Below are 13,042 nucleotides of genomic sequence, written 5' to 3' on the forward strand. Positions count from 1 at the left end.
CATCAGCTTTCTGACCAGCTGTTCCTTGTATTGCTCACTGTAGACCGGCATCTCTCCATCTTTCCTGCCCCCTCCAGGGTTCTTCGGGTTTTACACACGGAGCGGTCATCTATCGTGACAGAGGGGGTCCACAGCGCATCCCACACCTTGATGAGGTTGGCGCAGGTGTTGGCCGTTTTGCTGCATGCGCGTTGGCCAGCCCCCAAGGTCAGCAGGCTGTGCATGCGTTTTTGCAGCCAAGCGGTGTGCTTGCCATCGAGCTTGTCTCGACCCCGCCAGCGAAACAGCACATGCCCGTAAGTGCCCAGACGTTTGCCGATCTGTCCTGCCTGGCCCGATCGCCCGGCCATGCGCTCGAAGTCACGCAGCAAATGCGCCCAGCACACCTGGCGTTGTTGCAGGGGCAGGTAGTTGTAGGCGGCGTAGCGGTCACTGACCAGGGTGAAGTCAGGCCGCTCGCCCAAAATGGCCTTGGCCGTGCTTTGACCGCGTGAGGGATCGATGGTGAACTTCACGCCCCAGTCACTGGCTTGAACCCAGGTCCACAGGGTGTGGGCATGGCTTTGGTGACGGGTTTCGTCGGCATGGCACACGGGCACATGCCGCAGCTGGGCTTGGAGTTGTTGCACGGGGGCCTGAAGCCCTTGGGCCACCAGACCATGGGCTTGAGAGATGGCCCCCAGGCTGAAGCGCATGCCCATGATGTGCGCCAGCACGGCCTGGACTTTGCGCTGGGTGAGGTGGAACTGGCTGGCCAGCGTGCCCACCAAGGCCAAGGCCTTGGGACCCAGTTGTCCGCTGGGCACGCCCACCGGCAAGGGGGCATGGTGTTTGCGACCACAGGCGGTGCACACACCACGCAACCTCACGTAGTCGGTGACGATGGGCTGGATCTGCGGCAGCTCGAACACCTGGTGGCGCATGGCGCTGTCCTGACTTGCATCGGCCTGGATGGCTCCACCGCAATCACAGTGAGGGGGCACTTCGCACACGACCACCTGGTGCACCTCGTCCTGGGGCAGCATGGCGCGGTGGCTGCCTTTGTGTCCTGGTTGCCCTCCGGCTTTCTTGCCGCTTCTGGGGCGCTGGCGTGGTGCGGGCGGTGTGCCGGGGCCGTCGCTGGAGGGGGGCTTGGAGGAGTTGCGGGAGTTGAGCTTGAGCCGTTCTTCCAACTGGCTCAGCCTCTGGTGCTGCTCCAGCATCGAATCCCAGAGCTTGCCTATGAGTTCATGGCAGGCGTCCACGCTCTGCGGTAGCTCGGATGGCGGGGGCTTTGGGGTTTCGGGTGGCACGGAACTCTACTGCTTGCTCTGTTTGATGACCATGCTATCAGTTTTGAAATTCCACCCATCAGGCTGAGGGGGGTGAACAGTTACGTGAAAGCCAAGCTGCAGAATGGGTGCCCGTCGCTCAACGGCGCAGCTCTCTCCGAAGAATCTTGCCGACGTTCGTCTTGGGCAGTTCGTCTCGAAACTCGATGTGTTTGGGGCGTTTGTAGCCCGTCAGGTTGTCGTGGCAGTAGGCCGCTACCTGCTCTTCGGTGAGGGTGGGGTCGCCCTTCACGATGAACACCTTGATCGCTTCGCCAGATTTCGCATCGGGAATGCCGATTGCGGCACATTCCACGACGCCAGGGCAGAGGGATATCACGTTTTCCAGTTCGTTGGGGAACACGTTGAAGCCCGACACGATGATCATGTCCTTTTTGCGATCCACGATCTTGGTGTAGCCCGCGGTGTCCATGATGCCGATGTCTCCCGTTCGCATGAAACCGTCGGAGGTGAATGTTTTGGTGTTCTCCGTGGGCTGGTTGTAGTAGCCCACCATGACGTTGGGCCCCTTGATGCATATCTCCCCGGCTTGACCCACGGGCAGTGACCTGCCCTCATCGTCTTTGATGGCGATTTCAATGCCTGGCAAGGGCAACCCGATGGAGCCGGTGAACTCCCGGTTGGTGACGGGATTGTTGGTGCCAATGGCACAGGTTTCGCTCATGCCCCAGCCTTCGATCATGGGGCAGTGCGTCACTTGCAGCCAATGACGCGCTGTGCCTTCCGAGGCCGCCATGCCCCCCGCTTGTGAGACGACGAGGGTGGAGAAATCGAGGTTGCGGAACTGCGGGTTTTGCAGCAACGAGTTGAACAATGTGTTGACCGCGGGCAGCAGGTGGAAGGGGCGCTTCTTCAGAACGTCCACAAACCGGGGAATGTCGCGCGGGTTGGGGATGAGCGTCATGAACGATCCCCCGCGGATGGACAGCAGGCTGAGCGTCAACGCGAAGATGTGATAGAGCGGCAAGGCCGCGATGTTGTTGGCTTTGCGGACATCGCCAATCCGAGCCAGGGCGGGCGAGAACCAGGCTTCGGCCTGCAAGGTGGCCGCCAGAACATTGCCATGGGTCAGCATGGCCCCCTTGGACAAGCCGGTGGTGCCGCCGGTGTACTGCAGGAAGGCCAGCGATTGGTGCGTCAACGCCGGGCGTGTGAAGGCCAACGAATGCCCTTGGCGCAACACGGTTGAAAAGGTCTGGACCGCAATGTCGCCCTGCGGCCCATGCAGAGGCAGCCTGAACGCCGGGACCATGCGCGCCAGGTGTCGCACCGCGAACGTGATCCAACGGCCATGCCAAAAGCCCAGCATGTCGCCCATGGACGCGAGCACCACGTGCCGGACCTGTGTGTGCACAATGGCTTCTTCCAGCGTGTGGGCAAAGTTTTCGAGAATGAAGATGGCCTCGGCCCCGGAATCTTTCAGCTGGTGTTCCAGTTCACGCGCCGTGTAGAGCGGGTTGACATTCACGCAGGTGTAGCCCGCCCGCAGGATGGCCACCATGACGATCAGAAACTGCGGGATGTTGGGCATCATCAGCGCCACCCGGGCACCTGGGGACAGCCCCTGGGCCTGCAGCCATGCGGCCATGGCCGTGGACCATTCATCCAGTTGCCCGTAGCTCATCCACCGCTCCATGCACACGCTGACGGGCGAGGATGCGTTTTTGCGGAAAGACTCTTCGAGCAACTCCACGAGCGACGGGTAGGCGTCCAGGTTCACATCGTGAGGCACGCCTTCGGGATAGCTGTTCAACCAGGGTTTGTTGGTGTCCATGTGATCTCCTGCGGACATTCTCCCTGGGCCGACAGGCACGGGGATTCAGGGCTAGCCCTGAGTCCTGTCACGCAAAGCACACACGGATCAACGGCTTGGCGTGGGCGTGAGGCAACACCTCAGGGTGTGTTGGGCGTCGCCGGGCCGATCAAACAACGTGGACATCCAGGCGGCCTCCCGGGCGCCAATGACATCGAGGAATGCGGATGGGTCTTGGAGGCTGCGGAAAGCGTCGAAGCCCCCCTCCAGCACCCGTTGCAACAGGTCCAGACCCGCCGCACGGGCCGGTCTGCGCATGAGTTTGAGCGCCGTGCGCAGGCCGGGGATGCGAACCACATGAGTCAGCTGGTGACCCATGTCGACCACTCCGGTCAATTGAGACCCCCGTTCATCCCGGTGACCGAGCGACTGCCACGCCGCCACATAATCGGCGGCGCACACGGCGAGACCAGCGGGGGTGAACATGGTCGGCGGGGTGGGGCGCACCTGCGCCCACGCGCGCGCTAACGCCAAATCCAGCGACTCGGTGAGGGCGTGCACATGGGCCAGCTGCAAGGCCAGGGACAGCACGCTGGGCGGGAACAGGCGCTCCAGCGCGGATGCAATGCGGGCAAACTGGGCATCACGCTGTGCATAGTTGTCCGAGCCGTACAGCTCTTCCAGGAAAAACGTGGTGGCCTCCCGGTGTGCGGGGCTCGCCAGCAGGTCGGCATACGTGTACCGAAACCGCTGCACCTGCACCTGTCGGACGGCGGAAAGCCAGGGCATCAAGCCCTCGTCCACGGCGGCCTGGTGACAGGCCTGCACCCGTTCCAGGTGTTGGCGCAGGGTGAGGGTGGAAGTGTCCATGGGTGGCTTGAGCAGCAGGCCCCATTGTCGGCGGACCTGCTCGCAGGTCTGACGTCCCTAGAGATCCTCCCCTACGCGTTGCCCAACACCGGTGCGATAGTGCCGCGGGTGAACCACATTCAACTGACAAGACGACGCTGGCTGCGCTGGGGCCTGGGGGCCGTGGCGGTGGCCGCGGCGGGTGGGGGCTGGCTCGTCAGTCGGCCCCCCGCCTGGCAAAGGAACCAGTTTGGCGAGCCCGCCGCCGCTGTATGGCGGGCGGTGGCGCAGGCGTTTCTGGATGGCGTGCTGCCCACCCTCCCTCAAGATCGGCAGACCGCCTTGGTGGCATGGCAGGATCGCCTCAACCAGGCGGTGGCCAGCCTGCCCCCACACACCCAAAAGGAGCTGGCACAACTGCTGACGCTGCTGACCCTGCCCCTGGGGCGCCGCACGGTGGCCGGACTGGGGCCCGATTGGGTTGAGGCGTCCGTGGCCGAGGTGCAAGCCGCCTTGCAAGACATGCGATCCAGCCGCCTGGCCCCGCGCCAACAAGCCTACCTGGCACTGCACGACCTGACCGGCGCCACCTACTTTTCAGACCCATCAACATGGACCGTGCTGGGTTACCCCGGCCCGACACCGCTGTGAGCAAACTGCCCGACCCCTGGGTGCAGGGGCTTCAATCTGGATGGAAAGTGTTGGGTCACGACGGGGTGCCGCCCGAGCGACTGGCGTGCGACGTGCTCGTCATCGGCACCGGCGCCGGGGGCGGCATCAGCGCCGAATTGCTGGCCCGTGCGGGGTTTGACGTGCTGATGGTGGAAGAGGGCCCCCTCAAGACCAGCCGCGACTTCAACCAACTCGAAAGCGAGGCCTACCCCTCGCTCTACCAGGAAAGCGCCGCCCGCAAAACCGCGGACAAAGCCATCAACATCCTGCAAGGCCGTTGCGTGGGGGGCTCCACCACCGTCAACTGGACCAGCTCGTTTCGCACGCCCGCCGACACCCTGACCCATTGGCGTGACCACTTCGGGTTGAGCGAACTCACTGAAGCTGCGCTGCTGCCCTATTTCGAACAGGCCGAACGGCGCTTGAACGTGTCCCCCTGGGAGGTGCCGCCCAACACCAACAACGAGTTGATGCGCAAAGGCGCCACCCGCCTGGGCATACCCGTGTCTGGCATCCGCCGCAACGTGCGGGGCTGCTGGAACCTGGGCTCGTGCGGCATGGGGTGCCCCACCAACGCCAAACAGTCGCAACTGCTCACCGGCGTGCCCACGGCCTTGCAGCACGGCGCACGCCTGCTGGTCAACACCCAGGTGGAGCGCCTGGTCATGGCCGACGGACGCATCACCCAGGTGAAGACGTTTTTTCATGATAAAAAAACACATCCAGCGCTTGATGTGAAAGCGCAAGCAGCTATCACCATTGAAGCAAAACACGTGGTGCTGGCTGCGGGGGCCATCAACTCCCCCGGCGTGCTGCTGCGCTCCCAGGCCCCGGACCCCCACCAACGGCTGGGCGCCCGCACCTTCTTGCATCCGGTGGTGATGAGCGCCGCCCACTTTGCCCAGCCCGTGGAAGGCTGGGCGGGGGCGCCGCAAACCATTTACACCGACCACTTCCTGAACACCCAGGCGGTGGACGGGCCCATGGGCTACAAGTTGGAAGCGCCGCCCATTCACCCGGTGATTTTTGCCTCCAGCATCCCCGGCTGGGGCCAGGCGCAGGCCGAGCGGCTGCGCACCTTGCCGCACCAGCACATCCAGCTGGCGTTGCTGCGTGACGGCTTTGCCCCGGAGTCACCCGGTGGCCAGGTGCGCCTGCGCTCCGATGGCTCTGCCGAACTGGACTACCCCCTCACCCCGTTTGTGATGGACGGGGCCCGCCGAGCCCTGCTCAGCATGGCCGAAATCCAGTTTGCCGCCGGGGCCGACTGGGTGCTGCCCGTGCACGAGCAGGCCGAACGCTACACCTCCTGGGCGCAGGCCCAGGCCGCCATCCACGCCCTGCCCATGGTGCCGCTGCAAACCCGGGTGGTCAGCGCCCATGTCATGGGGGGCTGCGGCATGGCCGCCGACCCCACACGCGGCGTGGTGCGGCCCGACGGCGTGCATTGGCAGGTGGCCAACCTGTCGGTGCACGACGGCTCGCTGTTCCCCACCAGCATCGGGGCCAACCCCCAGCTGTCCATCTACGGGCTGGTCAACCGCCTCACGCAAGACCTGATCCGCCGCCTGGGCCGCGAATCCCAGCCGCTGGCCTGAGGGTCCAAGCGCCACCACGCCACAGGACAGGTCATGCACCCGGCCCCTTGCACCTTGCCTGCCCGCTCCAGCGCCGCCCGGGTGCAACGGGTGCTGTCGCTCGGGGTGCTGGGGTGCTGGCTCATGGCCTTGTGGCCCGGGCGCAGTGCGTGGTGGTGGGCGGGGGCACTGGCCCACCCCGGCTTGCTGGGGCTGCAGTTTGCGTTGGCCGCCTGGGGCTGCCGCGGGTGTGTGGGCCGACCCGGGCCGTGGGGCTGGGTGAAGGCCTGGGCGCGGGAGTGGGGCGATTCGGTGCGCATCTTTGGCTGGCTTCAGCCCTGGCGCTGGCGGGCCGAGCCCGACCATTGCCCCGTTCAGTCACTGCCCCAGCCCGCCCGCGGCGTGCTGCTGGTGCACGGCTACTTTTGCAACCGGGGCATGTGGTCGGGCTGGGTGAGGCGCTTGCGGGTGGCGGGGCACCCCGTCATCGCCATCAACCTGGAGCCCCTGTGGGGTGACATCGGCTCCCATGGTGCGTTGTTGGCCGAGGCCATGGCCCGGTTGCAACAGGCCAGCGGAGGACTGCCCCCGCTGGTGGTGGCCCACAGCATGGGCGGCCTGGTGGTGCGCAGTTGGCTGGCTCAGCAGCCCGACGCCTGGGCGCACATTCACCAGGTGGTCACCCTGGGCACCCCGCACCACGGCACCTGGCTGGCCTGGGGCGGGCGGGGATGCAACGCCCGCCAGATGCGTTGGCACAGCGCCTGGCTTCAGGCCCTGGCGGCGGCGGAAACGACGGTCCCGACCGAGCGGGCGCAGCGGTTTGTCTGCTGGCACTCGCTGGCCGACAACATCGTCATGCCCGCGGGCACCGGCCTGTGGCCGGGTGCGGAAGACCGGTTGCTGACCGACGTGGGCCACATGGCGCTGGCCGAACACCCCGCGGTGTGGGCCGACGTGATGGCGCGATTGCAAACACGCTGAAAAACCATTGGGGTATCCTGTGCCCCTTCATCACTTTCCGTTTCCGTCAGTGGCTGACCCTCACCCTGCGAACCCTTCGCACCCGTCCGCTTTACCGCCCACGCGCCATGGCAAATCGGCGCACCGCCCCGAGGACAAGCGCGGCCTGCTGCAACGCATTGCCGAACTGCTGCACCCCGGCCCCGACTCCACCGAAGAGCTGATCGCCTCGCTCTCCGAGGCCGAAGACCGCCACATCATCAACACCGAATCGCGGGTGATGCTGGAAGGGGTGATCCGCCTGGCCGGCATGACCGCAGGCGACGTGATGGTGGCCGCCCCGCGCATGGACGTGCTCAACATCGACGCCCCGTTTGACGAGCTGCTGCACGCCGTCATCGACACCGCGCACTCGCGTTTTCCGGTGTACGAGGGGGAGCGGGAAAACATCATCGGCATCCTGCTGGCCAAAGACCTGCTCAAGCTGCAACGGGCACCCGAGCTGAACCTGCGCGCCCTGCTGCGCCCGCCCACCTTCATCCCCGAAAGCAAGGGCCTGAACGATCTGCTGCGCGAGTTCCGGGGCAACCGCAACCACCTGGCCATCGTCATCGACGAGTTTGGCCGCGTGGCCGGGCTCATCACCATCGAAGACGTGCTGGAAGAAATCGTCGGCGAAATCGAAGACGAGTTCGACGACGACGAGGCCGAAGGCGACATCTTTGCCCTGGCCGATGGCACTTGGCGCATCAGCGGCGACACGCCCATTGCCCGCATCAACGAAGAGTTCGACCTCCAGCTCTCCGATGCCGAGGTGGACACCATTGGCGGCCTGATCGCCCACGAAATGGGTCATGTGCCCAAGCGCGGCGAAAGCCACTTCCTGCAAGGCTGGCGCTTCGAGGTGCTGCACGCCCGGGGTGGGGCGGTCAAGTGGTTCAAGGCCCGGCGACCCGCGGTGGCCGAGCCCATTTGAGCCCGTTGCAGCGGACACGCACACCCCCATGCTTGCCCTGACCCCTGCCCGCTGGGGCTGGCCGCAGTGGGCCCGGTTGGCCGGATGGGCCTGGCTGCTGGGCGTGGTCCAAGGCCTGTCGGTGGCTTGGCCCTGGGGTGTGGCCCAGGCCGATTGGCTGGCCTTGCCTTCGGCGGCCACGGTGTTCTGGCCCGCTGCCGGGCAGCCGTGGCCGCTGTTGCAAGGGCTGTCCATGGCGGCTTGGCTGGTGGCGTTGCGCCGCTGCGCCCAGGCGCGGCAGGCCCTGGCCCTGGGGTGGGCGTTTGGCACGGGCTGGTTGGTGGCGGTGTTCTGGTGGCTGTTCATCTCCATGCACACCTATGGCGGGCTGGCCGCGCCGCTGGCGGTGTTGGCGGTGCTGGCCCTGGCGGCATTTTTGGCGCTGTACACCGCAGTCATTTCATGGGTTTTTTGGCGTCTTGCGCTTTCTGGTGTTGGTGTTTCAGTTCTTGTTTTTGCATCGCTGTGGACCTTGGCCGAGTTGGCGCGTGCCACCTGGTTCACCGGTTTCCCGTGGGGGGCGGTGGGTTACGCCCATGTGGACAGCCTGGGCTGGCTGGCCCCCTGGGTGGGCGTGTATGGCATGGGGGCCGTGGCCGCAGGCAGCGCCGCGGCGCTGGCGGTGGTGTGGACGCGCAGCCCCCGGCGTGCGCTGGTCTGGGTCCTGCTGGGCGCGGGCTGCCTGGCCGCAGGGCCTGCGGTGCAGGCGTGGCAAGCCCGGCACCTGCCGGATGCGCTGGCCACCCGGCCCACCGGCGTGCTGCCGGTGACGCTGTTGCAAGGCAACATCGCCCAAGACGAAAAGTTCGAACCCGGGCTGGGCGTGGAACGTGCGCTGACCCTGTATGGCACCCAACTGGCGGGCCAGAATTTGCCCGCGCCGCTGCCACCGGGGGCGCTGGTGGTGGCCCCCGAAACGGCGTTCCCGCTGCTGCCGCAGACGGTGGAGACCGAACGCTGGGCGTCCCTGCTGGGGGCGCTGGCCCAGGGGCAGCATGCGGCGCTGCTGGGCATTCCGCTGGGCAATGCCGCGGCGGGTTATGCCAACGCCGTGTGGGCCTTCACGCCCGAATCGGCCCAGGCCGCCCGCGCCAGCCTGCTCACCGGGACGTCGCCCGGCGACTGGGACGGTGGCGGTGCGCAACCCGTCTACCGCTACGACAAACACCACTTGGTGCCGTTTGGCGAGTTCATCCCGCCGCTGTTTCGCTGGTTTGTGGACCTCATGAACATCCCCCTGGGCGACTTCAACCGGGGCGACCTGGGGCAGGGGGCCTTCGAATGGGCGGGGCAGCGTGTGGCCCCCAACATCTGTTACGAAGACCTGTTTGGCGAGGAACTGGCCCGCGGCTTTGCCGACCCCGCGCGTGCGCCCACGGTGCTGGTCAACGTCAGCAACCTGGGCTGGTTTGGCAACACCGTGGCGCTGGACCAGCATCTGCACATTTCACGCCTGCGGGCCAAGGAACTGGGGCGGCCCATGGTGCGGGCCACCAACACCGGGGCCACGGTGCTCATCGACCACCAGGGCCAGGTGTTGCAGGCCGCGCCGCGCCTGCAAACGGCGGTGCTGCAGGGGACGGTGGAGGGTCGAGACGGCCTCACGCCCTATGCCCGCTGGGCCTCGCGCTGGGGGCTGTGGCCGCTGGGGCTGGCCTGCGGAGGGGTGGTGTGCGCGGTGGCCCAGGGGGCTGCCCGCAAGGCCCGCCGGGAGGCGGCAGGGTTGCGCCCGTAAAATCCCCGCTTCCTGCCCGCCGCTTCCTCGCCTGTGCCCGGTCTGCGGCGGTGTGTTTTTGCAGCGCTCCGTCGTTCCTGCACCGTCCATGCTCACCTTCCAGCAAATCATCCTTCGCTTGCAGTCCTACTGGGATGCCCAGGGCTGCGCCCTGCTCCAGCCCTACGACATGGAAGTGGGCGCAGGCACCAGCCACACCGCCACCTTCCTGCGCGCCATCGGCCCCGAGCCCTGGAAGGCCGCCTACGTGCAGCCCAGCCGCCGCCCCAAGGATGGCCGCTACGGCGAAAACCCCAACCGCCTGCAGCACTACTACCAATACCAAGTGGTGTTGAAGCCCGCCCCCGCCAACATCCTGGAGCTGTACCTGGGCAGCCTGGAGGCACTGGGCTTCGACCTCAAGAAGAACGACATCCGCTTTGTCGAAGACGACTGGGAAAACCCCACCCTGGGCGCCTGGGGTCTGGGCTGGGAGGTGTGGCTCAACGGCATGGAAGTCACGCAGTTCACCTACTTCCAGCAGGTGGGCGGCATCGACTGCAAACCCGCCACCGGCGAAATCACCTACGGCCTGGAGCGCCTGGCCATGTACCTGCAAGGCGTGGACAACGTCTACAACCTACAGTGGACCGACACCCTCAAGTACGGTGACGTGTACCACCAGAACGAGGTGGAACAGTCCACCTACAACTTTGAGCACTCCGACGCCGACTTCCTGTTCACCGCCTTCGGTGCCCACGAAAGGCAGGCCAAGTACCTGATGGAACAGCAACTGGCCCTGCCCGCCTACGAGCAGGTGCTGAAATGCGCCCACAGCTTCAACCTGCTGGACGCCCGCGGCGCCATCAGCGTGACCGAACGCGCCGCCTACATCGGCCGCATCCGCAACCTGGCCCGTGCCGTGGCGCAAAGCTACTACGAGAGCCGCGAGCGCCTGGGCTTCCCCATGGCCCCGCGTGAGTGGGTGGCACAGATGGACAAAAAAGTGGCCTGAGCCGGAGCACGACACATGACCACACACAACCTCCTCGTTGAACTGTTCGTTGAAGAACTGCCCCCCAAAGCCCTGAACAAGCTGGGCAACGCCTTCGCCTCCGTGCTGGCCGACCAGCTCAAGGCCCAGGGCCTGGCCGCGGCTGACGCTGCCGTGACCGCCTATGCCTCGCCCCGCCGTCTGGCCGCCCATGTGGTGGGTGTGGCCGCCAAGGCCGCCGACAAGGCGCAGACCGTCAAGCTCATGCCCGTGGCCGTGGGCCTGGACGCCAGCGGCCAACCCAGTGCCGCGCTGCTCAAGCGCCTGGGCGGCATGGGGCTGGACGTGTCCGATCCCGCTGCCGTGCTGGCCCGCCTGAAGCGCCAGCCCGATGGCAAGGCCGAGGCCCTGTTCCTCGACAGCGTGGTGCCCGGCGTCGACCTGACCACCGGCCTGCAAAAAGCCCTGAACGAGGCCATCGCCAAGCTGCCCATCCCCAAGGTCATGAGCTACCAGCTGCAAAGCGGCTGCGAGCTGCCGGGCTGGACCAGCGTCAGCTTCGTGCGCCCCGCGCACGGCCTGGTGGCGCTGCACGGCAGCACCGTGGTGCCTGTGCAGGCGCTGGGCCTGAACGCGGGCAATGCCACCCACGGCCACCGCTTCGAAGCCGCCATGGACCCCGTGCCCCTGGCCCATGCCGACGCCTATGCCGAAACGCTGGCCCGTGACGGCGCGGTGATCGCCAGCTTTGCCGAGCGCAAGGCCGAGATCGCCCGCCAACTGGCCGCCAAGGCCGCGGAAGTGGGCGGTGGTTGCAAACCCATTGAAGACGACGCCCTGCTGGACGAAGTGACCGCGCTGGTCGAGCGCCCCAACGTGCTGGTGTGCCAGTTCGAACCCGAGTTTTTGGCCGTGCCGCAGGAATGCCTCATCCTCACGATGAAGGCCAACCAGAAGTATTTCCCCTTGTTGGACGCTGCTGGGAAATTGACCAACCAGTTTCTGGTGGTCAGCAACATCCGCCCCGACGACGCCAGCGCCGTGACCGGCGGCAACGAGCGTGTGGTGCGCCCGCGCCTGGCCGACGCCAAGTTCTTTTTCGACCAAGACCGCAAGAAGTCGCTGGAAGCCCGCGTGCCCGGCCTGTCCAAGGTGGTCTACCACAACAAGCTGGGCACCCAGGGCGAGCGCATGGAGCGTGTGTGCGCCATTGCCGAAACCATCGGCCTCAAGCTGGGCGGGGCCGAACTGGCCGCGCAAGCCCTGCTGGCCGCACGCCTGGCCAAGGCCGACCTGCTGACCGACATGGTGGGTGAGTTCCCCGAGCTGCAAGGCATCATGGGTGGTTACTACGCCCGCCACGACGGACTGGGCGACACCGTGGCCGACGCCATCGAAGACCACTACAAACCCCGTTTTGCAGGGGACGAGCTGCCCCGCAACGCCGTGGGCGTGGTCGTGGCCCTGGCCGACAAACTGGAAACCCTGGTGGGCATGTTTGGCATTGGCAACCTGCCCAGCGGCGACAAGGACCCGTTCGCCCTGCGCCGCCATGCGCTGGGTGTGGTGCGCATGCTGGTCGAGAAAGACCTGCCGCTGGACCTGTCCGAGCTGCTGGCGCTGGCCACTCCTGCATTTGGAGCGCTCATCACAGACCCCGCAAGCGCGTTGGCCGATTTCTTCTATGACCGCATCAGCGGCGGCTTGCGCGAGCAAGGCTACAGCGCCCAGGAAGTGGACGCCGTGCTGGCCCTGCGCCCGCAGCGGCTGGCCGACATTGGCCGTCGCCTGGAGGCGGTGCGCGCCTTTGCCGCCCTGCCCGAAGCCCCGGCGTTGGCCGCGGCCAACAAGCGGGTGGGCAACATCCTGAAAAAGGCCGAGGGTGAGGTGCTGGCGCAGGTCAACCCCGCGCTGCTGACCGAGGCCGCGGAGGCGGCCCTGGCCAAAGCCCTGGCCGAGGTGGCCCCGGCCGCCGATGCCGCGTTTGCCGCCGGCAATTACACCGGCAGCCTGCAGGCCCTGGCCGCGCTGCGTGCCCCGGTGGACGCCTTTTTTGACGGCGTGATGGTCAACGCCGACGACCCGGCCCTCAAGGCCAACCGCCTGGGCCTGCTCAAGACCCTGCACAACGCCATGAACCGCGTGGCCGACCTCGGTCGCCTGGCGGCCTGAGC

General features: G+C 66.4%; 10 protein-coding genes. 7 read left to right on the forward strand and 3 right to left on the reverse strand.

Going from position 1 to position 13,042, the window contains the following annotated elements:
• Window positions 1-2: 2 nt before the first annotated feature.
• The 3 genes from tnpC to ACYVB7_RS16515 form a co-directional block, all read right to left on the reverse strand.
• Complete coding sequence (tnpC, locus tag ACYVB7_RS16505) at window positions 3-1,292, reverse strand: IS66 family transposase (RefSeq protein WP_460509572.1); 1,290 nt, start codon at window positions 1,290-1,292, stop codon at window positions 3-5.
• Window positions 1,293-1,410: 118 nt separating this feature from the next.
• Window positions 1,411-3,105, reverse strand: a complete 1,695-nt coding sequence (locus tag ACYVB7_RS16510; protein ID WP_460509573.1) for an acyl-CoA synthetase family protein — start codon at window positions 3,103-3,105, stop codon at window positions 1,411-1,413.
• 87 nt (window positions 3,106-3,192) lie between these two features.
• Window positions 3,193-3,954, reverse strand: a complete 762-nt coding sequence (locus tag ACYVB7_RS16515) for an FFLEELY motif protein (RefSeq protein WP_460509575.1) — start codon at window positions 3,952-3,954, stop codon at window positions 3,193-3,195.
• A gap of 108 nt (window positions 3,955-4,062) precedes the next feature.
• Between ACYVB7_RS16515 and ACYVB7_RS16520 the strand changes: the two genes are divergently transcribed.
• From ACYVB7_RS16520 to glyS, 7 genes are all read left to right on the forward strand, one after another.
• Window positions 4,063-4,584: a hypothetical protein gene (locus ACYVB7_RS16520; protein WP_460509576.1), complete on the forward strand. Its 522-nt coding sequence runs from the start codon at window positions 4,063-4,065 to the stop codon at window positions 4,582-4,584.
• Window positions 4,581-6,203 (forward strand): GMC family oxidoreductase N-terminal domain-containing protein, encoded by a 1,623-nt coding sequence (locus ACYVB7_RS16525; protein WP_460509577.1) that lies wholly within the window; start codon window positions 4,581-4,583, stop codon window positions 6,201-6,203. The genes ACYVB7_RS16520 and ACYVB7_RS16525 overlap by 4 nt, the downstream gene beginning before the upstream one ends.
• A gap of 33 nt (window positions 6,204-6,236) precedes the next feature.
• A complete protein-coding gene (locus ACYVB7_RS16530; RefSeq protein WP_460509578.1) occupies window positions 6,237-7,166 on the forward strand; it encodes an alpha/beta fold hydrolase in 930 nt (309 codons plus the stop codon).
• A 49-nt stretch (window positions 7,167-7,215) separates the two neighbouring features.
• On the forward strand, window positions 7,216-8,121 hold the full coding sequence (locus ACYVB7_RS16535; RefSeq protein ID WP_460509579.1) for an HlyC/CorC family transporter: 906 nt from the start codon (window positions 7,216-7,218) through the stop codon (window positions 8,119-8,121).
• Between the two features lie 28 nt (window positions 8,122-8,149).
• Window positions 8,150-9,895 carry an apolipoprotein N-acyltransferase gene (gene lnt / locus ACYVB7_RS16540; protein WP_460509581.1) on the forward strand — a complete coding sequence of 582 codons (1,746 nt, stop codon included), beginning with the start codon at window positions 8,150-8,152 and terminating at the stop codon, window positions 9,893-9,895.
• A gap of 88 nt (window positions 9,896-9,983) precedes the next feature.
• Window positions 9,984-10,889, forward strand: coding sequence for a glycine--tRNA ligase subunit alpha (glyQ, locus tag ACYVB7_RS16545; protein ID WP_460509583.1), 906 nt, complete (start codon window positions 9,984-9,986; stop codon window positions 10,887-10,889).
• A 15-nt stretch (window positions 10,890-10,904) separates the two neighbouring features.
• On the forward strand, window positions 10,905-13,040 hold the full coding sequence (glyS, locus tag ACYVB7_RS16550) for a glycine--tRNA ligase subunit beta (protein ID WP_460509585.1): 2,136 nt from the start codon (window positions 10,905-10,907) through the stop codon (window positions 13,038-13,040).
• Window positions 13,041-13,042: the final 2 nt, after the last annotated feature.

The sequence above is a fragment of the Hydrogenophaga soli genome, assembly GCF_054777695.1.